This window comes from Rhizobium esperanzae (assembly GCF_002204185.1).
In the GTDB taxonomy this organism is placed as follows: Bacteria; Pseudomonadota; Alphaproteobacteria; order Rhizobiales; family Rhizobiaceae; genus Rhizobium; species Rhizobium esperanzae.
In genome coordinates, this window is record NZ_MXPU01000008.1 from 197763 (window position 1) to 218949 (window position 21187).

A 21187-nucleotide genomic window follows, 5' to 3' on the forward strand; every position below is an offset into this window, starting at 1 on the left:
GCCGATCCTCCTACCGCCTCTGGCCGACGTGACGGCCGGTGCCTTCGGGCAGCGCCAGTTCCGCATGGGACGCGGCAATCGCCTTCACCCTGTCGAGCACCGCGGCGGGCGCTGCCACTGCCTTGCCCGCCTTGCTGTCGACATGCAGCAGCATCTGCTCGGCGGTTGCGATGACCGCGCCCGTCGCCGTGTCGCGCAATGTGTGGAAGACATGCAGCCGCTTCTCGTCGGCGCTCAGAATCTGGCATGCCGAATGGATCGCCTGACCGAGCTTCGCCTCGCCGAGATGACGGATATGGCTTTCCACAGTGTAATAGCTGTGCCCCGCCTCGACATAGGCAAGGTCGACGCCGACAAGACGCAGCAATGCATCGGACGTATCGCCGAACACCTGGAGATAGCGGTGCTCGGTCATATGGCCGTTATAGTCGACCCAGGCCGGGCTCACTTTGGTTTCGACAAGCCGCAGCGGCTTCGAAGGATCGGCAGAAGCGGCCGCATCACCGCCTCGCGCCCAGAGGGTTTGTTCGAAATCCTTCAGCAGCTTACCGGCACCCCAACCTTTGCCGCTATCACCGCCCTTGAGGGCCTGGAGGATGCCGACGAGGTTTTCGTCGCGGATGCGTTCGAGCGCGCGGATTGAGAGGCCGGCCGCCTGCTCGTCGGATTGCCGGCCGATCTTTTCGATCAGTGCATCGTCCAGATCGACAACATCAGTAAGCTTGGTCCAGGGCCAGGCGAGGCACGGCCCGAACTGCGCGAGGAAGTGGCGCATGCCGGCCTCGCCGCCGGCGATGCGATAGGTCTGGAACAGGCCCATCTGCGCCCAGCGCAGGCCGAAGGAATAGCGGATGACGTCGTCGAGCGTCTCGACGGTGCAGATATCGTCATGAATGAGCCACAAGGCCTCGCGCCAGAGCGCTTCGAGCAGCCGGTCGCCGACGAAGGCCTCGATCTCCTTGGCGATATGGACGCCCTTCATGCCGATCGGCGGCAGTCTTTCCATTGCCGCCCGGATGGTCGCAGCCGAGGTCTTTGCACCGCCGACGATTTCGACCAGCGGCAACAGATAGACCGGGTTATAGGGATGGGCGACGAAGAGGCGCTCGGGATGTTTCATGTCGCACTGCAGATCGGTCGGCAGCAGGCCCGAGGTGGACGAGCCGATCAAAGCGTCGGGCCGCGCCGCGGCATCGATCTCAGTCAGGACGCCGCGCTTGAGGTCCAGCCTTTCCGGCACGCTTTCCTGAATCCAGTCGGCATCGGTGACGGCTTCCTGCAACGTCGTGCAGAAGCGGAGCCTGCCCCGCGGCGGCAGCGGTGCGCCGGTCAACATGGCATAGGCCGTTTCGGCATTGGCGATCACTTCGCCGACGATCCGGCCTGCCTCCGGATGCGGGTCGAACACGTCGACGTCGATACCGGCGAGCAGGAAACGGGCGATCCATCCGCCGCCGATGACGCCGCCGCCGATACAGGCCGCCTTGCTGATCTTGGTCATGATATCCTCAGCGCTTCGTCAGCTTCAGCTTCTTGCGCACATCTTCCGGTCCGATGATGCGCGCGCCCATGCCTTCCACCACCTGCACGGCCTTTTCGACGAGCTGCGCATTTGTGGCGAGCTGGCCCTTGCCGATAAAGAGATTGTCTTCCAGGCCGACGCGCACGTTGCCGCCGGCCAGAACCGCCGCCGCCGGATAGGCCATGGCGTTTCGGCCGATCGAAAAAGCCGAGAAGGTCCAGCTCTGAGGCACGTTATTGACCATCGCCATGAAGGTGTTGAGGTCGTCGGGCGCGCCCCACGGAATACCCATGCAGAGCTGGATCAGCACCGGATCTTCGATCAGCCCCTCTTCGGCAAGCTGCTTGGCGAACCAGAGATGGCCGGTGTCGAAAGCCTCAATCTCCGGCCGCACGCCGAGATCCGTCATCTTCTTGGCCATCGCCCGCAGCATGGCCGGCGTATTGGTCATGACATAGTCGCCGAGATTGAAGTTCATCGTGCCGCAGTCGAGCGTGCAGATCTCCGGCAGGCATTCGGCGACATGACTGACGCGCTCGCTGGCGCCCGCCATGTCGGTGCCTTTCACGTTGAGGGGAAGGGGGCTTTCGACATCCCCGAAGATCAGGTCCCCGCCCATGCCGGCGGTGAGATTGAGGACGACGTCGACATCGGCCGAACGGATGCGGTCGGTGACCTCTCTATAGAGGTCGTTGCGGCGGCTGGCGGCCCCCGTTTCCGGATCGCGGACATGGCAATGAACAACGGCCGCTCCAGCCTTGGCGGCGTCGATCGCGGAATCCGCGATCTGCTTGGGAGTAATGGGAACGTGGCTGGATCTGGAAACCGTATCGCCGGCGCCGGTGACGGCGCAGGTGATGAAAACATCGCGGTTCATCGCAAGAGGCATGTTTTTGTTCTCCCCGTCTTGTCAGCCATTACGCGACAGGATGAGCGGGGATGCTTTGCAGTTTCGGCGACGATTGATACATTATCGGAAACCTTAGGAGGCGGCCTTGCTGCAGCGATCGACGGAACGGCTCGATATCGACCTTCTGATTCTGCCGGAGACGAACCTGATCCTGATCGCATCGGTCATCGAGCCGCTGCGCGGCGCCAACCGCATCGCCGGCGGCGAGCTTTATCGCTGGCGGCTGCTGACGCCGGACGGCGCGCCGGTCCCGACCACGAGCCATATCGCCATCCCGGCCGAAGGAACCTTCCAGGCGACGACCGAGGACAGGCCCCTCTTCGTGCTGGCCAGTTACAACTGGCACGACAGCGCGACACCAGCGCTGAAGATGCAGCTTTCCCGGGCCGCCCGCTACCGCAGCATCGTTGCCGGCATCGAGTCCGGCACTTGGCTGCTCGCCGAAGCAAGCCTGCTCGGTGGGCTACGGGCGACGGTCCACTGGGAAGATTACGAGGACTTTGCGCTTGCCTATCCTGAGGTGCGGGCCGTCAAGGATCGTTTCGTCATCGACGGCAAACGGCTGACGACATCGGGTTCGCTCCCGACCGTTGACCTGATGCTGGAGGTGATCCGGCAACGGCAGGGTTACTCGCTGGCGCTCGAAGTCAGCCGGCTGTTCCGCTATGAACAGCCTTCCTTTCATGCGGACGAACCACTTTCCGCCGCCTCGGCGGGGCTGAGCATGCATGATCCCCGCGTGGCGCAGGCGGTGCGGCTGATGGAGGAGCACATTGAGCAGCCGCTCATTTTGGCGCGGCTCGCCCGCCGGGTGGGCATCAGCGCCCGGCATCTGCAGGACCTCTTTCAGCAAAACATCGGCGCGCCGCCGCATGTGCATTATCTCGCGCTGCGCTTGAATGCGGCGCGCCGCAAGGTGATCGAGACGACGGCCTCGTTCGCCGACATCGCGGCGGCAACCGGTTTCAATTCGGCTTCGGCCTTTGCGAGAAGCTACCGGGCGAGTTTTTCCGAGAGCCCGTCCGAGACTCGGCGCCGCTTGCGCCGCCGCATCACGCTATCGGCGGCGCTACCATAGGCTGGAACGCCTCGCGCACCATCTCGGCCAGTTCGCGAACGGCCTCGCTGGAGCGGAAGGTGCTGCGGCGGAGCACGACCTTCGAGGAATCGACCGGCGGGAAACCATCCTCGGCGGTCAGTTCCCGGCAGCCGGGCGGGATGCTGCTGCGTGACAGCGTGGTGACGGCAAGGCCTGCAGTCAGAGCATTCTTCAGCCCCGAACCGGTATCGGCAATGAAGGCGATCCGGTAATTGCGGCCGATCTGTTCCAGTGACCGGAGCGCAAAATCACGTGACCAGGTGGAGTTGCGATAGGTCGCGACGGGCAGAGGATCTAAGTCGTGCAGCCGGTGGACCAGCGACGTCACCCAGACGGTCGGGTCGATGCACAGAACCTCGCCTTTCCTCTGATCGCTCCAGTCGAACACGACGGCAAGGTCAAGTTCGTCCCGCTCCAGGGCGGCGATGTTGCGGGCGGTGTAATCGCAGGACACGGTGACCTCGACCGCCGGATGGCGTACGGCGAAGGCCGCAAGCGCTGCCGGCAGCACCGTCTGGCTGTATTCTTCGGGGATTCCGATGCGGACCGGCCCGTCCAGCGGTTTGCTGCGGATCGTCGCGGCGGCCTCGTTCAGCAGGTCGATGACCCGACGGGCATAGGGCACGAGCTGTATGCCCTGGCGCGTCAGCAGGACGCCGCGGGCGACGCGCTCGAACAGAGTTTCACCGATCGCCGCCTCGAGCCGCTTGATCTGGGTACTCACGGCCGATTGCGTCCGCCCGATGCGCTGGGCCGCCGCGGAGAAATTCGACGTCTCAGCAACGACCAGGAAGGTTCTGAGAAGATCGCTTTCAAGAGGTTCTTGCATGGACACCATAGAAAAAATCGATGATAGCTATCACTACTATTCGTTTGTCTTATGTCAATCGCTGGCGCAGAAATGGGCGGCGTTCGACTTCCTTCTTTGAGAATCTCTGCGTGACCATTGACAATTCGACAACACGCCTCGCAGGCAGCGAGCATGAGAAGGGTGTGCTTCTCATCGTTGCCGCGACGCTCGCCTGGAGCGCGAGCGGCGTCTATTCGCGGCTGCTTACGACCGACGTATGGACGGCGATCGCCTGGCGATCGCTGTTCGGAGGCCTGTTCCTGCTGATCCCCTGCCTTTTCCTCGAAGGGGGCATCTCGCGGCGGCAATGGCGTTCCGTCCTCCGTCCGTCCGGTCTTGCGATGATCGCATGCCAGACCTTCAGTCAGGGATGCTTCATCGGGGCGCTCTACATGACCACCGTCGCCAATGTGACGATGATCTATGCGACGACGCCCTTCATCGCGGCTCTGTTCGGCTGGCTCGTCCTCAAAGAGAGGGTTGCCAGGCGGACGATGATTGCCGGCGCCGTGTCCCTCTTCGGCGTCGGCGTCATCGTCGCCTCGTCGATCGGCGGCGGCACCGGCTGGGGCGATCTTCTGGCCCTCGGCATGACCGCGTCCTTCGCGCTCGTCATCATCATTCCGCGCATCGACCCCGGCGTGCCGAGCCTGCCGCCGACCGTGGTCAGCGCCTTCCTCACTCTTGTCATCTTCGCGCCTTTCGGCTCGGTCGGCTCTCTCGACCTGCACAACTGGATCGTCCTTGCCGCCTTCGGAGCCACCAATTTTTCCCTCGCGCTGGTGCTCTTCCTTGCCGGGGCAAAGCGGATGCCGCCGGCCGAGGCGGCACTGATCGGCACAATAGAAATCGTGCTGACGCCCTTCTGGGTTTGGCTGTTGTTTTCCGAGCAGCCGCCGATCGCCACCTATTTCGGCGGCGCGATCATCATCGGCGCCGTGTTCTGGCACACGGCGGTCGACTTCAACCGGAACCACCGGCCGTAGGCGGCTAGCTGCCGCCTATCCTCCGGTCCACTGACGCGACGGGTTTGGCCGTGTTCGCTCATGCGCCGATGAGCGACCAAGCGATGCCGTGGCGACCGCTCCACCCGGCGGAACGGCCCAGCCCTTTGTAGCTCCAGGTGGCCTCAGCCTCGATCAGCCAAAGAACGCACGAAGCTGAGCGAAAAACCCGCCTGGTTTGTGAGCTGCCATCTTTCGTACGCGGCGAGCTAGTGTTGCAGCGCTGACGCGTTCTCCGAAATGACAAAAGCAGACCAGGTCGTGCAACTGCTCATCGCTGAGTTCAAAGAACCGCCTGGCTTCTCCATAGCTGTCATTTTCCATTCCTGCCGCCCGCAGAATGGGATCAGCGAACGCAACAGAGATCGGAGTGTCGTCGTCCCGCAAGGCAAGCCGATCGGCAATCGGCTGATATTCGGTTTCGTGAAGCGTCTTGAGAAACGGCCTGGGACTGTGTTCCAGACTGTCGGCCCACCGTTCAAGCCGTTCGCGCCTCGTCATTTCAAGGCGATTATAGGTCGTGCTGACCTTCGCGATCGTTTTCAACTGCTCGAGTGCATGCTGTTCCATTTCGGCCTCCTATCCCCGGAAAAATAGATGGTCCGCTCCCAAGAACAGCCTCGCTCAGGTCACAGCCGAAGTCCAATCACGATTGAAAACGACATCTGCCGCTGGCCACTAGATGTGATCGCAAGTGCCACGAGTTTAACGGGGGGAAGCCCGACAGCTTCGATAACATCATCCGGAGCGATCCGGAAAACTGCCGCATTCGCGAGATCAATCTGTCGCCCCCTACCGAAAGCGATTACAGCTTTGCCGCCCTGTCGCCTGGAGGTGCACCTATGTCGTTTTTTCGGGCGCCGTTTTCGGTCAGGCATGGTTTTCTGGTCATGTTCATGGCGCTGCCTCGCAAGTTGGCGACATGAACATGCGATGCTGGCCAGCCGCCGGCGCGCTGCCCTGCAGCGGTAGAAGAACTGAAGTCCTGAAAGCGGTCGCCGGATTGATATTCGGAGACCTCGAGACGGATCGAAAGGAGGTTCTGGAGCCCGAAACCAGCTCTTTGCGCAGCAGATCTCCGGATTGCGGCGGGCGATGACGAGCGGAACGACAGGCCAGACCTATCGTGCACACTCTCTCCTCGATCCAGCCTTTCCCCGCCTAGCTGCGAAATTCGAAATGTCGCCCGATGCGGCGATCTGAATGCCGGGCTGCAGAGGAGGCAGACCGGAGGAATAGTTGTCGTCGACTGCATCGGTTGCAGCTCGAGGCATTCAACACATGGGAGGAATCCATGAGCAAGAATAGAGGCGTCGTCTATCTCCGGCCGGGCAAGGTCGAAGTTCGCGACATCGACGACCCGAAGCTGGAGGCGCCCGATGGCCGCCGCATCGAGCACGGCGTGATCCTGAAGGTTATCTCCACCAACATCTGCGGCTCCGACCAGCACATGGTCCGCGGCCGCACGACGGCAATGCCGGGCCTGATCCTCGGCCATGAAATCACCGGCGAGATCATCGAGAAAGGCGTCGACGTCGAGATGCTCGACATCGGCGACATCGTCTCGGTGCCCTTCAACGTCGCCTGCGGCCGCTGCCGCTGCTGCAAATCTCAGGATACGGGCGTCTGCCTGACGGTAAATCCGGCCCGCGCCGGCGGGGCTTACGGCTATGTCGACATGGGCGGATGGATCGGCGGGCAGGCACGCTACGTCACCATTCCCTATGCCGATTTTAACCTGCTGAAAATCCCGGACCGGGATAAGGCGATGGCGAAGATCCGCGATCTCACCATGCTTTCCGACATCCTGCCCACCGGCTTTCACGGCGCAGTGCGCGCAGGCGTCGGGGTCGGATCGACCGTCTACGTCGCCGGCGCCGGCCCGGTCGGGCTTGCGGCTGCGGCTTCGGCTCGCATCCTCGGCGCCGCCGTCGTCATGATCGGTGACTTCAACAAGGATCGCCTGGCGCACGCGGCGAAAGTCGGCTTCGAGCCGATCGATCTCTCGAAGAGCGACCGTCTTGGCGACATGATCGCCGAGGTGGTCGGCACGAATGAGGTGGACAGCGCGATAGATGCGGTCGGCTTCGAGGCGCGCGGCCATTCCGGCGGAGAACAGCCGGCGATCGTGCTCAATCAGATGATGGAGATCACCCGCGCCGCAGGTTCGATCGGCATCCCCGGCCTTTACGTGACCGAGGATCCGGGCGCCGTCGACAATGCCGCCAAGCACGGCAATCTCTCGCTTCGCTTCGGTCTCGGCTGGGCAAAGGCGCAGTCCTTCCACACCGGCCAGACGCCGGTGCTGAAATATAATCGCCAGCTTATGCAGGCGATCCTTCACGACCGGTTGCCGATCGCCGATATCGTCAACGCCAAGGTCATCCCGCTCGACGATGCCGTCCAGGGATATGAGAGCTTCGACCATGGCGCGGCGACGAAGTTCGTTCTCGACCCACATGGAGAGGTCGCGAAAGCCGCCTGACGAGAAAGAATGTCGCGCGAAAGTGCGCAGCAGCGCGCTTTAGCTCAAAACGGAGATGGCCGGGAAAACCGGCCTTCTCGCAGCAGTCACATGAAAATTCTGTTGCCTGCTACTGGATGCTGAACGGGAAATATTTGGCATTGATCATGTCATAAGACCCGTCTTCCTTGATCGTCTTCAACGCCTCGTTCAGGCGTGCAAGGCGGTCCTTGTCATCTAGACGCACCGCAATCCCCGCACCTTCGCCAAAATAAGTGACGTCGACGAGATCCGGCCCCTTGAACGCGCAGCAGGTTCCCGCCTTCGTATTGGCAATCCAGTCGTAAATGGCGAGCTTATCCTCCAGGATAATGTCGACGCGCCCGTCCGACAGGCCCTTATACAATTCCGGCGATGACCGGAATACCGTTTTCTTCATGTCGGGATAGAAGTGGTTGGCGTAAGATTCCTGCGCCGTCGACGACGTCACGCCGAGCTTTTTGCCACTGAGGGCGGCGGGGCTGACGTCAGTGATCGGCGAATCCTTGCGAGCGATGAACACTGATGGACTGTTGTAGTATTTCTCGGTGAAAGCGACCTTCTGGCGCCGCTCCAGGCTCATCGACATCGATGAAATGATCGCGTCGTATTTTCCGGCAACGAGATCGGGGATCATGTCGTCCCACTTCTCGATGATGAATTGGCATTCGAATTTGCCGGTCTCGCAGAGGGCATTGGCAATATCGATGTCGAACCCCTGAAGTTTGTTGTTCGCGTCGAGATAGTTGAAGGGCGGAAACGCACCTTCGACGGCCACTCTCATCGGCATCCGCTCTTGCGCGGCCACCGGCAGCGGCGAGACCACAGCCAAAACGACACCGACCCCGCCCAACATCAGCGCTCCGCGCAATAAAGTCTGAATGGATATTCGCAACATCGCCGGAACCCCCTGGGCGTGATCGATCTCGTCCTATAGTGCGCCGGAGGCTTTAATTCTACGTGAACGCTTATTTGTTAGCGTTGGCGAATGCGCCCGTATCGTGGTGTCCAGGGGTCCAGGCTTGCACATCGTTGTTCCTTCCAGCTCCAACACGTTTCAGAAGTCCTGGATCGCCTCGGGAAGAATTCTCTTTCTGATCGCCGTCAGCGGGCTCGGAGCGATTGGATTGGTCGTTCTCTCCGCGCTTTGGGCGGGAACAGAAAGCGACGCTGCGGCGCTTGATCGTCAGCGCCAGCTGGTCAACGCGCGCCTGCGGGAACAGGTCGATCAGGTCGCCCATGTCATCGGTCAGTTTGGCAACGGCTATCTTGCCCGCGTTTATCCTGCGTCCCGGTCGGCAGGCATTTCCTCCAGCCTCGATACGGTTCTGACCGGGGCGGCCGGCAGCGCAATCAGCGAAACGGCGATGTCCGCCTTCGGATACGACCAGGCCTTTGTCGTCGACGACAAGGCTCAGTTGAGCATGCTGACCGATGCGAAAACGGAAAAGCGCTATCGCTGGATGAAACCTCTGTTTTTGCCGCTTCTTAAAGACAGTCGTCTTACCGCAAGCCAAAGCCCCACATTCACCGACCGAATGCCATCCTCGCTGGAAAGCCGCCGGGCGCGCGCGGTTCGCCCCAACCATGCGCTGGCCAATCTGATGCGGCTGGAGGGGCGGCCGACGATCGTCGGCATCGTTGCCATCAACGAAGCACCCGAGGGACAGCCGCAGCCGACGCGGCAATTCCTGATCGTCGTGCGGTTCCTCGATGGTGCGGCCCTCGACGAATTGAGCCGGCAGCAGGGTCTCAATGGGGCGCGTTTTGCCCGCACAGCCGATCCCGACGAAAATGAGGTGGCATTCCAAATCGACGCGACGGCAAACGGTGAGCCGATCGGATTCATCGTATGGCGACCCGATCTTCCGGGTTCGCGGGTGATCGGCCGATTGATGCCGGCGCTTTCGATTGCCGCCCTGGTGATCGCCGTGCTGTTTTCGGTGCTGCTCGTGCGGTTGCGCAGCAGTCTCGGCGAACTGAAGAAAAGCGAGCTGCACGCAAGGCAGCTCGCCTTGCATGACGTGCTGACCAACCTTCCCAACCGCGCTTTGTTCGCCATGCGGTTCGAGGAGTGCCTGGCCGATACGCGGCATTCGACCGAGCGCTCGGCCGTCGCACTGCTCGACCTCGACCGCTTCAAAGCGGTGAACGACACGTTTGGCCATGCCGCCGGTGATGAACTCATCCGGATGGCCGCGGAGCGGATCCGGTCCGTGCTTCGCCCTGATGATACGCTAGCCCGGCTCGGGGGCGACGAATTTGCCTTGCTTCTGCGGGACATCAAGGAGGACGATCAGACCCTGTTGTCCATTTGCGACGCGATCGTTGCCGAACTCGGCAGGCCCTTCCCGCTTCTGAGAGGCGAAGCGGTCGCCCGGGTCGGCGGCTCGATCGGTCTCACCATCGTGCCGGACGCCGGACGCAATGCCGACGATCTCATGCGTTATGCCGACGTCGCGCTCTACGAGGCTAAGATGGGCGGAAGAGGCCAGTGGCGCGTCTATTCGCCATCCATGGACGGTGGCAGGAATGCGCGTGACGTCCTCAAGAACGAATTGCGGGATGTTCTGGCGAAGAGCACGGCCTTGTCGGCCGGCGTTCCACAACCCGGTCCGATCGGCCACAGACCGGACTTCGGGTCGCTTGAGGTCTACTATCAGACAGTGCATCGCGCCGAGGGCGGATACTCGGCGTCGGGCGCGGAGGCTCTCGTGCGCTGGCGTCATAGTCAGCGCGGACTGTTGATGCCTGCCAGCTTCATCCCTGCGGCCGAGGAAGGCGGCCTCATCGACGCCCTTGGTCTCTGGGTGCTGCGCGAAGCCTGCAGAGCTGCCTGCAAGTGGCCTAAAGACACCTTTGTGGCCGTGAATGTGTCTCCCTCCCAGCTGAGAAGGCCTAACTTCGCCGAGGAGGTCTTCGCAGTGCTTGAAGAGACCGGCTTGCCGCCGTCTCGATTGGAGCTCGAACTCACCGAGTCCTCGCTGATCGAGGACAGCTCGGATGTCTACACGGTACTGAAATCGCTGCGTGGCCACGGAGTTCAGATTTCGCTGGATGATTTTGGAACCGGCTTTTCGTGCCTCAGCCATCTGGTCCGCTTCGACATAGACCGCATCAAGATCGATCGTTCCTTCGTCTCGCAGCTGGGCGCAAAAGCCAACGGCGCTGCGATCATCGGCGCCATCGTAACCCTCAGCCGCAACCTCGGGATTTCGACGACGGCCGAAGGGGTCGAAACCGAATATCAAAGGGACTTTCTGGCCGCCCTCGGCTGCACCGACCTTCAGGGCTACTTCTTCTCCAAACCCGTTCCGCTTCGCGAACTCGAGTGCTTCGGCAAATCCGAAAGCGGCGCCGCACGGACGATCGCTCCAGGAGCCATTGCCTGAGCACCGTTTGATCTTGGCGATCAGGAACTTTTGTCCCGGGCAGCGGTTGACGCCCCAGAGCCTTTCCTCGTCAGATTGAAGCATTCTGACCAGGAAAGGCTCTAGGACGAACGGAGGACGTGATGGGTGAGATCGGCGAGTGGCGGCACCTTTGCGTCGACATGCAGCGGATGTTTGCCGAAGACACGCCATGGCACGTTCCATGGATGGCCCGGATCTCCCCTCAGATCGAGGAACTCGCCGGCCGCTATCCGTCCCGAACGATCTTCACCCGTTTCGTGCCGCCCCAGCACGCGGATGCGATGCCCGGAAAATGGCGCGACTATTACCGGAAATGGTGGATGATGACAGGTGAGCATCTTCCGCATGGCCTCGTCGAGCTGACTTCCTCGCTCGCCTCGCATGTTCCGCCGGCAAGATATTTCGACAAACGCACCTATTCCCCCTGGATCGACGGCCGCCTTCATACGATCCTTCAATCGGAACGGGTCGACACCCTTGTAATTACCGGTGGGGAAACGGACGTCTGCGTGCTCGCCGCGACGCTCGGCGCCATCGATCTCGGCTATCGTGTCATCATGCTGAAGGACGCCGTCTTCAGCAGCGCCGACGACACCTATGACGCATCGCTGGAACTTCTGCACGACCGCTTTTCCGTGCAACTGGAGCTCATGGAGACCGTTGAATTCTTGAGCGGCCTTGGCTGAGAAGCCGTTCCGACGATCTTTTCTTGATACGCGGCTGGGTTCCCCGCGCCGGCATAAGCTCGCCGGGCAGCCTGCCAGAGGAGCCCGGCAGCGCTTCTTGCGACAGGTTTGCGAAATCAACCGGTCCGGAGATAAGCAATGTCTTTGAAGCTGATCAGTGGAATGATGAAGTCGTCCGGCGAGGAAGCCCTGCTGGTCATGGATGCCGGCGGCACGAACCAGATGGTCGTTATCGACGGGAAGCCCCAGACCGAACATCGAGGCGTCTCGGACGATGCTGTGTTGTCAGATCGAGTTACTGACGTCATTCCGGCGCAGGCTTCAACTCTATCAAATCTTCCTGGACGACCTCACCGAAAGTGCCGTACTGAACGATACGTTCGAGGTCGTGGCCGACTTTGCGCAGAATGCCTTGGCCGAGGCGCCTCGAGAGACTGCGCGACTGGCCGGAATCGCCTCGAAAATGGGGGTGGTGTCCGCAAAGGTCGTGCGCAAGCTGGCGGATGAGACGGTCAAAGACCTGGGCGCTCGAACCTGCGCTTGAGGCGTCCGGCATTCAGCCCGCTCTCTCGTCTTCTGCTTTTTCCAGGGCTGCGTTCAACAGTTGGAGCGCGAACTCCTCTGCAGCCTTTTCGTCATCCGCGCAAAGCTTCAATGGGGCGCACCGCTCTTTCAGATTACTGATAAGTCTCCGGCGGAGCCTGGGGACCAGGCGCGATTCCGTTTTGGCGAGAAGCTCCTGCAAACAGGTGACGGCAACCGCTTCGAACATGAGAAGCTTGCCTTCGACTTCACCTTGGGAAGGAATGGGCGACCGCTCGCCGCCCCGTTTGAAGTCTCGTTCCGTCGACAGCATTTGCGGCCTCCTAGCCGATGACAGGCTCCGCACCTCTCCGAATTCCGTGATCAGGACGTCCATGGCCACGCATCTCAATCGAGAAGCAGCCTACAGGGCAGAAATCGAAACCGCTTTGAAGAAGGTCAAGGAACCCGGGGCCATGGCGACTATTCAACCAGGTATATCGACATGACCATCAGGACGGTACTCAGCATCCTCAGCGTTCATCAGTTCGAGGAAGACCTCCAAACCGCAATCGACTTCTGCAGCGCCCATGGCGCGCATTTGAATGCGCTGGTGATCTCTTTGGGAACTGCGCCAACCATTATAACACCATCTCTTCTGTCTGGCTTGACGAACGCCAGCGCGAAATCGACGTTCTGTCTCAGAAGACAGACGACATCAAAACTGCTCTAGACCGAAGCGAGATCTCCTGCGAAGTCAAGGACGCGCCCACACGAAAGAGCGCCCCATGCCGACATCGTCCTAGTCGATGGCGAAAGCTGCGCGGCCTGACAATGTCCGCAGATTAGGCAAGGATCGGAACCTCCCTCGGGCATGGCGACCGACCTCTCACCGGTCCGGGTGCTCCTGCATGTCGGCCGGCACCAGGCGGCTCCTCAACTCCGTCGCAGCGTCTTACCGGATTCCGCATCGAACAGATGAAGCTTGCCCGGCCGGGCAGCGATCGTTACGGCCTGCCCCGGCTCGAAATCGTGACGTTCGGACAGCACCGCGACAAGCTCGCCAGATCCGTAGCGCAGAAATACCATCGTCTCGTGGCCGGTGGGTTCGGTGACGTTGACGGTCGTCTTCAAGCCGCCTGGGGCGAGCGACAGATGTTCGGGCCGTACGCCCAGGCGCACAGCCTGGCCATCGGACGCCTCAGGCGTGAAGCCGAGCGCAATCTCATCGCCTGTCTCCGTGACGAAAACCGCACCTTCGGCCTTGTAGTGACCGTTCAGCAGATTCATCGACGGCGAGCCGATGAAGGTGGCCACGAACGTATTGCGCGGACGATCGTATAGCTCCAGGGGCGTTCCCGTCTGTTCGATCCTGCCGCCCTGCATGACGACGATCTTGTCGGCCATGGTCATCGCTTCGACCTGATCATGGGTGACGTAGATCGTCGTGGTTCTCAGTCTTTGGTGGAGTTCCTTGATCTCCTTGCGCATCTGCACGCGCAGCTTGGCGTCGAGGTTCGACAGGGGCTCGTCGAACAGGAAGACCTGCGGCGACCGGACAATAGCTCGTCCCATCGCCACGCGCTGCCGCTGGCCACCCGAAAGCTGGCGCGGATAGCGGTCAAGATAGGGCACGAGGTCGAGTGTTTCGGCCGCCGCCTGCAGGCGCTGCTTGATGACATCGGCCGGCTGCTTCTGCAGGCGCAGCGCAAACACCATGTTCTCGGCAACGGTCTTGTGGGGATAGAGCGCATAACTCTGGAAGACCATTGCGATATCACGATCCTTCGGCGGCAGATTGTTGACGATCTTTCCGCCGATCGAGATGGTGCCGCCGGTAACGCTTTCGAGCCCCGCGACCATGCGTAACAAGGTGGACTTGCCGCAACCGGACGGACCGACGAGCACCACGAACTCGCCGTCGCGAATGTCTATATCGACCCCATGCAGGATATTTAAGGCGCCGTACGCCTTCCGCGCCTCTGAAATATTGACCTCAGCCATATGCCTCCCACTCGCTTTCCGGTCATCCCCGGCAAGGATTCCAGGGGATGAATCTCTCGACAGTATCCAGAGTCTGAGGCACAGCGAAAGCGTGCTCTGCCACGTCCCGAAATACCGTCAAAACCTCCTCCATGAAACGTTTCATTTTTTATTGACTTTTTCCGCTTCCCGTCTAATGCTCAATGATGAGACCGAGAGGAGCGGTTTCAAACAAGAATTATGAAACGTTTCATTTTCTTGTTTACCAGATAGTTCTGCACGAGACCAGTCCCAAATTCGGGCCGGAGCCTATCCGGAATACTGGCTGGCGGCAGCGCACCAAACGTGGAGGAGGAAGACATGAAAGTCGAAATTTACGATGCATTGATGCGCCGTCAGGCAAGTCGCCGCGACGTTTTGCGCGGAACGGCAAGTGCGGCGGCTCTGCTCGGCCTGTCCGGCGCGATGGGCGGAATTGCCGGCACGGCGTTCGCCGCCGATGATCTGCGTGCGCAGATTCTGCAGATCCCGGGCGTCGGCAAGGGTTCGCCGACGGACACAGACTGGCAGAAGGTGGGCGAGCTCTGCCTCGGCCCGACAAAGGCCAATGTCAAGCAGGGTGAATTCGCCGGTGTCGAGCTGACCTTCATGGGGCTCAACAACCAGAACCTCCACAACTTCCTGTTCCGCGGCTTCCTGAAGCCGTGGGAAGCCTATACCGGCGCCAAGATCAATTGGATCGACCTTGCCCAGGCCGATTACAACGCCCGCCTTCAGCAGTCGATCGCAACCGGCACTGTCGATTTCGACATCCTTGAAATGGGCGCGCCTTTCGAAGGCGATACCGCCGGACGCGGGCTTCTCGACGAGATGCCTGATTGGGCTGCAAAGCAGGTCGAAGCCGACGATCTGGTGAGCTACCTGAAGCCGCCGGTCGGCACCTGGGACGGCAAGACCTATCGCGTCACGATCGACGGCGATTGCCACACCTTCGCCTATCGCAAGGACTACTTCGGCGAAGGCTCGATCAGCGGCATGGCCGAGCCGCCGAAGACCTGGCAGGACGTCAACGCAGCGTCCAAGGCGCTGATCGGTAAGACCGATCCGCTGACCGGCCAGCCGGCCTACGGCTATCTCGACCCGCTCAAGGGCTGGGGCGGCTTCGGTTTCTATTTCATCGAGAACCGGGCGACGGCCTATGCCAAATACCCCGGCGATCCGGCCTGGCTGTTCGATCCCGAAAACATGAAGCCGCTGGTCAATAACCCCGCCTGGGTCCAGGCGATCCAGGATGTGCTGGATCTGATCGCGGCCAAGGCCTATCCGGCCGACCAGATCAATGCGGACCCCGGCACCACCGCCTTCTCGCAGTTCCTGGCGGGCACCGGCGCAATGCTGATGTGGTGGGGCGACGTCGGCTCCAGCGCGCGCACCTCGGATACGTCGGTCGTCGGCGACGTCGTCGGTTTCGGCATCAACCGCGGCTCCAATCGCGTTTACAACCGCAAGTCCGGCCAATGGGAAGACAAGTATAACGAAGCGCCCAACATGGCCTATCTCGGCTGGGGCATCTACGTCACCAAGCGGGTCTCCAGCGACGAGAAGAAGCGCAAGGCGGCCTGGTCTGCTGCAGCCCATCTCGGCGGCAAGGATCTTTCCCTTTGGACGTCGGCCTATCCGTCCGGTTTCCAGCCCTATCGTCAGTCGCACTTCAACTACGACGAATGGGAAAAGGCAGGTTACGACCGCGCCTACATCGAGGACTATCTGGGCTCGAACGCCGACAGCTACAACCATCCGAACGCAGCGATCGAGCCGCGCATCCCCGGCATCTTCCAATACTACTCCGTTGCGGAGGACGAATTGGCGAAGGGCTTTGCCGGACAATACAAGTCGGCACAGGAAACCGCGGATGCGATTGCCGCCGCCTGGGAAAAGATCACCGACCAGATCGGCCGCGATAGCCAGCTGAAGCTCTATCGGACGAGCCTCGGGCTCTGATCGATTGACATAAACGCGCTGGCGGACCGAAAGGCTCCGCCAGCGCCCATCCTGTCCGTGCGAGGAATATCAATGTCGACAGTCGAAGGCGACCTGCTCCACACGGTCGAAGCCGGCTCCATTTCCGCGAGCCGCCGTTTCTGGGGCCGCGCGGCTCTGTGGCTAAGCGCCCTATGGTTCATGGCAGCCTTTGTATTGCAGGCTGTCCACGAACTTGGCTGGACCGATTGGGGCTTTGCCAACTGGCGGCCGGTTCTTTACGCCTATTTCATCTGGGCCGCGGTTCTCTGCGTCACCCGCGTCGTCATCTACGGCGAGGCCGGCAAGAAGGCGCTCTTTGTTCTGCCGGCGGCGCTTTTCGTCGTATCGATGGTGGTCTTCCCGTTGCTCTTTGCACTCTGGATCGGCTTTTCCGACTGGAACCTCGCCTCTTCTGCCGGGCGGCGCTTCAACGGGCTCGACAATGTGCGCCGGATGATCGCCGATCCGTTTTATGCCAACGCCTTGCTCAACATGATCCTTTATTGCCTTGCGATTGTCGTGGAATATGCGATCGCCTTTGGCCTGGCGCTGCTCCTCAACCAGGAAATCATTGCTCGGAAGTTCTGGCGCGTCACCTTCCTCGTGCCCTTGATGCTGTCGCCGGTCGCGGTGAGTTGGATGGTCGGCAAGTCGATGCTGGAGACCCGTTTCGGCCCGATCGCACGCCTGGCCCGCTGGCTCGGCTGGGAAAACCCCTCCTTTTTCGGCGATCCGCTGACGGCGCGCCTCTCGATCATGATCATGGACGCCTGGACCTTCATTCCCTTCATGATGATCATGCTGCTCGCCGGATTGCAGGCCTTGTCGAGGGAGGTGCTGGAGGCGGCCGAAGTCGATGGCGCCACCAAATGGCAGCGCTTCTGGCAGGTGATTTTCCCGCTGATGCTGCCTGTGTCGGTCACGGCAGTGATGATCCGCATCATCTTCAAGCTGAAGCTCGCCGATATCATCATCACGGTGACATCGGGAGGTCCCGGCGGAGCGACGGATTCCGTCACCAGTTTCATCTACCGCGAATATCGTGATCGCTCGAATGTCGGATATGGGACCCTGCTCGCGCTCGTCTATCTGGTGATCATCGTCGTCGGCATGACGGGGCTGATGAAGATCTCCGACCGCATCGTCAAGCGGATGACAGGAAGGCTCTGATGGTTCGCATCGATTTCGAAAAATACGGACGGGGCCAACGCATTCGCTGGTGGGCCATGCGTTTGACCGTCTACGGCCTACTCATCATCTGGGCTTGTGTCTGCATCTTCCCGCTGTTCTGGACGGTTTCCACCTCGTTCAAGACAGCCGCGGATGTCATGCGCGGCAATCTGATCCCGTGGTTCAATTTCGCGCCCAACTGGCTCGGCTGGCGCTCGCTCGGCCTCTCTCCCGATACGATTCCCCAGATCTCGACCGTGCGTGACGAGTTCATGCGCAGGCTCTGGAACAGCGTCATCATCTCCGTCACCGCATCCGCTCTTGCGGTTGTGCTCGGATCGCTCGCCGCCTACGGCCTCAGCCGCTTCTCATACAAGTTCGGCCATATGCGCAATTCCGACATTTCCTTCTTCTTCCTGTCGCAGCTGATTATGCCGCCCGTCGTCCTCGCCCTGCCATTCCTGGTTCTCTACAAGGAACTGGCGCTGCTCGATACCTATGCCGGCATGATCGCCGTTTATACGCTGATGGTCCTGCCGATCGTCGTCTGGATCATGCGCGATCAGTTCGCCACCATACCGGTCGAGCTCGAGGAAGCCGCGCTGGTCGACGGCCTGTCGATCTGGGGCGCGTTTGCCCGCATCATCGTGCCGCTCGTTCTGCCGGGCATGGTTGCCGCCTTCCTTTTGGCGCTGATCCTGTGCTGGAATGAATATTTCTTCGCCGCATTGCTGACCTCCACCAATACCAACACGCTGCCGGTGATGATTGCCAGCCAGACAGGCAGCCAGGGCATCAACTGGTGGTCGATGGCCGCCCTTTCCACCGCCGGTATCCTTCCGCTGGTCATCGTCGGCGTGGTGTTGGAAAAGCACATCATCGCCGGGATGACCGCAGGAGCGGTAAAATAGCTGCGGAACGTTTGAACATGGCAAAGATGCCCACAGTCAAGGATGTCGCCGAATATGCGGGCGTCTCCGTGGGTACTGTTTCGCGCGTTCTGTCGGGCGAAGCCGCGGTCAAACCCATGCTGCGCGAAAGGGTCAACGACGCCATTTCGGCGCTCGGTTACCGACCGAACGTGACTGCACGAGCCTTGCGCACCAGCAGAACCGACGTCATCGGCCTCGTCGTTCCCGACATCACCAATCCTTTTTTTGCGCAGCTTGCGGCAAGCATCGAGCGCGCGGCGCTCGAATGCGGTCACAGCCTGATGCTGGCAAGCTCGCACAACGACAGCGAGGCGGAGCAGAGCCATGTTTCGGCTTTTCTCGACCGATCGGTGCGCGGCATCATCGTGGTGGCTTCGAGCGACGGTTCTGGTCTCGATCTGCCAGCCTCGGTGCCGGTCATATCGCTGGACCGGCGTTTCGGCGCCTTTCCCCTGGTGTCGACCAACCATGCGCAAGCGGCCACACTGATTGCCGATCATCTCTATGGGCTGGGGCACCGACGCATCGCCTATATTGCCGGGCCGACCGACACCGAAGCAGGGCGCATCCGCAAAGAGGCCTTCGTCAGCCGCATGGACGGCTTCGGCAAGACCGGCGAGCCTGTCGAACTGGAAATCGCCCATGGCAGATTCGACTACGAATCCGGCGAAAGAATTGCCCGTGAGCTGCTTTCGCGCCCGCCGCCGGAGCGGCCGACGGCGATCGCTGCCGCCAGCGACCAGCAAGCGATCGGCGCATTACGTGCCGCCCGCGACCTCAAGATCGATGTGCCGCGAAAACTGTCCGTGACGGGTTTCGACGACATTTCGCTTGCCAATCTGGTGGTGCCGCGGCTGACAACCATCCGCCAACCGGCCGACATGCTGGCGCGGCGCGCGGTCAGCCTTCTCTTGGAGGAACCGCCGGGCAAGGGGGACGAAATGGTGGACGGATCGCTGATCGTGCGTGGTTCGAGCGGCCCGTGCCCGCAACCTGGCGCACCGGCCCGAAAATCGGAATCGATTCTCGGAAAGCCCGACGCGTAGATCCAAAGCGTGAAAGCGTCCTTTCTGCGTCCGAAAGGAAGCGCGGCACTCCAGGGTGGATGTCGACGGACACAAAAATTGAAGCACGGCCGGGCGTACCGGCTAAAGAAAGGGTGGAAGATCAATGCTCAAGGGAATTCGGGCCGAACTCAACGGCGACATTCTTCAGGCGCTTTGCAACATGGGACATGGCGATTATCTCGTCATCTCCGACATGAATTTTCCGTCGGATTCGATAGCCCGCCAGACGCGCCTAGGCAGGCTGCTGACCATGGAAAACATTCCCGCGCCGCAGGCGATCGACGCGGTCCTTTCGGTCCTGCCTCTGGACACGCCGATCCAGCCTTCGGTCGGCCGCATGGAAGTGATTGGCAAGCCGGATGAAATCCCGCCGATTCAACAGGAAGTGCAGGCGATTGTCGACCGCGCCGAAGGCAAGCCATCGCCGATGTATCCCGTCGAACGCATGGCGTTCTATGACATCGCCAAAAAGGCCTATTGCGTGATCGCAACCGGGGAACTGCGGTTCTATGGATGCTTCCTTTTGACCAAGGGCGTCATTCCGGCGGAAGAGGCCGTGAGATGAGCGAAAAAAGCGGGATCGTCATTTTAGGCATTTTTGCCGCCGACACCGCCTATAAGGCAAAGCGCCTGCCCCATATTGCCGAGACGCTGATGGGGTCGGGTTTCACGCTCGGGCCGGGAGGCAAGGGCTCCAACCAGGCGATCGCCGCGGCAAAGGCAGGCGGCAAGGTGACTTTCATTTCACGGGTCGGCAACGACGCGTTCGGCGCGATGGCCCTTGCGGCCTATGCGGAGGCGGGCGTCAAAGCCAATGTGATGCAGATGGAAGGCGTTTCGACGGGCGCTGCCTTCATCTTCGTCGACGAAGCGAGCGGCGACAATGCCATCATCGTGGTGCCGGGCGCCGCGGGGCTGATCGGCATCGAAGATGTCGAAGTCAATCGGGCGGCGATCGAAAGCGCCGCTATCTTCATGACACAACTCGAACAACCGCTGGAAGCGGCCTTGCATGGCCTGTCGATCGCCAAGAGGGCAGGGGCAACGACAATCTTCAATCCGGCGCCGGCCAGCGCCATCCCGGACAGCATCTATGGCCTGTGCGATTTCATCGTTCCCAACGAAGTCGAAGCAGCGGAATTGGTGGGGCATGCGATCGAAACCGATGAGCAGGCACGTGCAGCGGCACACACGCTGGTCGATCGGGGGGCGAAAGCAGCGGTCATCACGCTCGGCGCCCGCGGTGCGTTCTATCACACAGCCGGGCAGAGCGAATTCGTGCCCGCATTTTCGGCCGGAAATGTCATCGACACAACCGGGGCCGGCGACGCCTTCCTCGGCGGGTTCGCGACGGCGATTTCGGAAGGCCGGGCGCCAATCGAGGCCGTCCGTTTCGGCTGCGCGACCGCCGCGATTGCGGTAACACGGCCGGGCACGGCTCCCGCCATGCCTTCTCGCGCCGAGATCACCGCCCTATTGCGCTCCTTATGATTGGATATCCCAA

At 61.2% G+C, this 21187-nt stretch carries 20 protein-coding genes; 13 read left to right on the forward strand and 7 right to left on the reverse strand.

Features of this window, described 5'->3' with window-relative positions; genetic code table 11:
- Positions 1 to 10: 10 nt before the first annotated feature.
- Entirely contained in the window at positions 11 to 1501 is a 1491-nt protein-coding gene (locus tag B5E41_RS14620) for a carnitine 3-dehydrogenase (protein ID WP_088394666.1), read from the reverse strand.
- A 7-nt stretch (positions 1502 to 1508) separates the two neighbouring features.
- A complete protein-coding gene (bcoG, locus tag B5E41_RS14625; protein WP_088394668.1) occupies positions 1509 to 2411 on the reverse strand; it encodes a 3-dehydrocarnitine:acetyl-CoA trimethylamine transferase BcoG in 903 nt (300 codons plus the stop codon).
- A gap of 106 nt (positions 2412 to 2517) precedes the next feature.
- Between bcoG and B5E41_RS14630 the strand changes: the two genes are divergently transcribed.
- Entirely contained in the window at positions 2518 to 3510 is a 993-nt protein-coding gene (locus B5E41_RS14630; RefSeq protein WP_088394670.1) for a GlxA family transcriptional regulator, read from the forward strand.
- Here B5E41_RS14630 and B5E41_RS14635 read toward each other — a convergent pair.
- The gene (locus tag B5E41_RS14635) at positions 3485 to 4360 is read right to left on the reverse strand and encodes a LysR substrate-binding domain-containing protein (protein ID WP_088394672.1); all 876 of its coding nucleotides are present in this window, start codon (positions 4358 to 4360) and stop codon (positions 3485 to 3487) included. The two genes, B5E41_RS14630 and B5E41_RS14635, sit on opposite strands and share 26 nt — an antisense overlap.
- Positions 4361 to 4470: 110 nt before the next feature.
- On the opposite strand from B5E41_RS14635, the gene B5E41_RS14640 reads away from it, so the two are divergent.
- Positions 4471 to 5367, forward strand: a complete 897-nt coding sequence (locus B5E41_RS14640; RefSeq protein WP_088394675.1) for a DMT family transporter — start codon at positions 4471 to 4473, stop codon at positions 5365 to 5367.
- A gap of 153 nt (positions 5368 to 5520) precedes the next feature.
- On the opposite strand, the gene B5E41_RS14645 is transcribed toward B5E41_RS14640, so the two are convergent.
- Positions 5521 to 5955 (reverse strand): hypothetical protein, encoded by a 435-nt coding sequence (locus B5E41_RS14645; protein ID WP_064806965.1) that lies wholly within the window; start codon positions 5953 to 5955, stop codon positions 5521 to 5523.
- A gap of 724 nt (positions 5956 to 6679) precedes the next feature.
- Between B5E41_RS14645 and fdhA the strand changes: the two genes are divergently transcribed.
- Entirely contained in the window at positions 6680 to 7870 is a 1191-nt protein-coding gene (gene fdhA / locus B5E41_RS14655; RefSeq protein WP_088394762.1) for a formaldehyde dehydrogenase, glutathione-independent, read from the forward strand.
- Positions 7871 to 7979: 109 nt separating this feature from the next.
- On the opposite strand, the gene B5E41_RS14660 is transcribed toward fdhA, so the two are convergent.
- The gene (locus tag B5E41_RS14660) at positions 7980 to 8786 is read right to left on the reverse strand and encodes an ABC transporter substrate-binding protein (protein ID WP_088394679.1); all 807 of its coding nucleotides are present in this window, start codon (positions 8784 to 8786) and stop codon (positions 7980 to 7982) included.
- Positions 8787 to 8910: 124 nt separating this feature from the next.
- Between B5E41_RS14660 and B5E41_RS14665 the strand changes: the two genes are divergently transcribed.
- From B5E41_RS14665 to B5E41_RS31695, 3 genes are all read left to right on the forward strand, one after another.
- Complete coding sequence (locus B5E41_RS14665) at positions 8911 to 11280, forward strand: putative bifunctional diguanylate cyclase/phosphodiesterase (protein ID WP_088394681.1); 2370 nt, start codon at positions 8911 to 8913, stop codon at positions 11278 to 11280.
- 122 nt (positions 11281 to 11402) lie between these two features.
- A complete protein-coding gene (locus tag B5E41_RS14670; RefSeq protein WP_088394683.1) occupies positions 11403 to 11987 on the forward strand; it encodes a cysteine hydrolase family protein in 585 nt (194 codons plus the stop codon).
- A gap of 274 nt (positions 11988 to 12261) precedes the next feature.
- Entirely contained in the window at positions 12262 to 12531 is a 270-nt protein-coding gene (locus B5E41_RS31695) for a hypothetical protein (RefSeq protein ID WP_176439396.1), read from the forward strand.
- A gap of 12 nt (positions 12532 to 12543) precedes the next feature.
- Here B5E41_RS31695 and B5E41_RS14680 read toward each other — a convergent pair whose 3' ends face one another.
- The gene (locus B5E41_RS14680; RefSeq protein ID WP_088394764.1) at positions 12544 to 12843 is read right to left on the reverse strand and encodes a hypothetical protein; all 300 of its coding nucleotides are present in this window, start codon (positions 12841 to 12843) and stop codon (positions 12544 to 12546) included.
- Positions 12844 to 13014: 171 nt separating this feature from the next.
- Here B5E41_RS14680 and B5E41_RS31295 point away from each other — a divergent pair, with 171 nt between their 5' ends.
- Positions 13015 to 13242 (forward strand): hypothetical protein, encoded by a 228-nt coding sequence (locus B5E41_RS31295; protein WP_141098768.1) that lies wholly within the window; start codon positions 13015 to 13017, stop codon positions 13240 to 13242.
- A gap of 203 nt (positions 13243 to 13445) precedes the next feature.
- Here B5E41_RS31295 and B5E41_RS14685 read toward each other — a convergent pair whose 3' ends face one another.
- Positions 13446 to 14513, reverse strand: a complete 1068-nt coding sequence (locus tag B5E41_RS14685) for an ABC transporter ATP-binding protein (RefSeq protein WP_088394685.1) — start codon at positions 14511 to 14513, stop codon at positions 13446 to 13448.
- Between the two features lie 339 nt (positions 14514 to 14852).
- Between B5E41_RS14685 and B5E41_RS14690 the strand changes: the two genes are divergently transcribed.
- From B5E41_RS14690 to B5E41_RS14715, 6 genes are all read left to right on the forward strand, one after another.
- A complete protein-coding gene (locus tag B5E41_RS14690) occupies positions 14853 to 16493 on the forward strand; it encodes an extracellular solute-binding protein (RefSeq protein WP_088394687.1) in 1641 nt (546 codons plus the stop codon).
- Between the two features lie 72 nt (positions 16494 to 16565).
- Positions 16566 to 17684 (forward strand): carbohydrate ABC transporter permease, encoded by a 1119-nt coding sequence (locus tag B5E41_RS14695; protein WP_088394689.1) that lies wholly within the window; start codon positions 16566 to 16568, stop codon positions 17682 to 17684.
- Positions 17684 to 18595, forward strand: a complete 912-nt coding sequence (locus B5E41_RS14700; protein WP_088394691.1) for a carbohydrate ABC transporter permease — start codon at positions 17684 to 17686, stop codon at positions 18593 to 18595. The genes B5E41_RS14695 and B5E41_RS14700 overlap by 1 nt, the downstream gene beginning before the upstream one ends.
- A gap of 17 nt (positions 18596 to 18612) precedes the next feature.
- Complete coding sequence (locus B5E41_RS14705) at positions 18613 to 19662, forward strand: LacI family DNA-binding transcriptional regulator (protein ID WP_088394693.1); 1050 nt, start codon at positions 18613 to 18615, stop codon at positions 19660 to 19662.
- A gap of 124 nt (positions 19663 to 19786) precedes the next feature.
- Positions 19787 to 20248, forward strand: coding sequence for an RbsD/FucU family protein (locus B5E41_RS14710; RefSeq protein WP_011427726.1), 462 nt, complete (start codon positions 19787 to 19789; stop codon positions 20246 to 20248).
- Entirely contained in the window at positions 20245 to 21174 is a 930-nt protein-coding gene (locus tag B5E41_RS14715; RefSeq protein WP_088394695.1) for a ribokinase, read from the forward strand. The genes B5E41_RS14710 and B5E41_RS14715 overlap by 4 nt, the downstream gene beginning before the upstream one ends.
- Positions 21175 to 21187: the final 13 nt, after the last annotated feature.

Coding starts and splice junctions, on each gene's coding strand:
- B5E41_RS14680 (WP_088394764.1), bottom strand. CDS start 12,843: ATGCTGTCGACGGAACGAGACTTCAAACGGGGCGGCGAGCGGTCGCCC.
- B5E41_RS14685 (WP_088394685.1), bottom strand. CDS start 14,513: ATGGCTGAGGTCAATATTTCAGAGGCGCGGAAGGCGTACGGCGCCTTA.
- B5E41_RS14645 (WP_064806965.1), bottom strand. CDS start 5,955: ATGGAACAGCATGCACTCGAGCAGTTGAAAACGATCGCGAAGGTCAGC.
- bcoG (WP_088394668.1), bottom strand. CDS start 2,411: ATGCCTCTTGCGATGAACCGCGATGTTTTCATCACCTGCGCCGTCACC.
- B5E41_RS14635 (WP_088394672.1), bottom strand. CDS start 4,360: ATGCAAGAACCTCTTGAAAGCGATCTTCTCAGAACCTTCCTGGTCGTT.
- B5E41_RS14660 (WP_088394679.1), bottom strand. CDS start 8,786: ATGTTGCGAATATCCATTCAGACTTTATTGCGCGGAGCGCTGATGTTG.
- B5E41_RS14670 (WP_088394683.1), top strand. CDS start 11,403: ATGGGTGAGATCGGCGAGTGGCGGCACCTTTGCGTCGACATGCAGCGG.
- B5E41_RS14705 (WP_088394693.1), top strand. CDS start 18,613: ATGGCAAAGATGCCCACAGTCAAGGATGTCGCCGAATATGCGGGCGTC.
- B5E41_RS14710 (WP_011427726.1), top strand. CDS start 19,787: ATGCTCAAGGGAATTCGGGCCGAACTCAACGGCGACATTCTTCAGGCG.
- B5E41_RS14715 (WP_088394695.1), top strand. CDS start 20,245: ATGAGCGAAAAAAGCGGGATCGTCATTTTAGGCATTTTTGCCGCCGAC.
- B5E41_RS31295 (WP_141098768.1), top strand. CDS start 13,015: ATGACCATCAGGACGGTACTCAGCATCCTCAGCGTTCATCAGTTCGAG.
- fdhA (WP_088394762.1), top strand. CDS start 6,680: ATGAGCAAGAATAGAGGCGTCGTCTATCTCCGGCCGGGCAAGGTCGAA.
- B5E41_RS31695 (WP_176439396.1), top strand. CDS start 12,262: ATGCTGTGTTGTCAGATCGAGTTACTGACGTCATTCCGGCGCAGGCTT.
- B5E41_RS14695 (WP_088394689.1), top strand. CDS start 16,566: ATGTCGACAGTCGAAGGCGACCTGCTCCACACGGTCGAAGCCGGCTCC.
- B5E41_RS14690 (WP_088394687.1), top strand. CDS start 14,853: ATGAAAGTCGAAATTTACGATGCATTGATGCGCCGTCAGGCAAGTCGC.
- B5E41_RS14620 (WP_088394666.1), bottom strand. CDS start 1,501: ATGACCAAGATCAGCAAGGCGGCCTGTATCGGCGGCGGCGTCATCGGC.
- B5E41_RS14700 (WP_088394691.1), top strand. CDS start 17,684: ATGGTTCGCATCGATTTCGAAAAATACGGACGGGGCCAACGCATTCGC.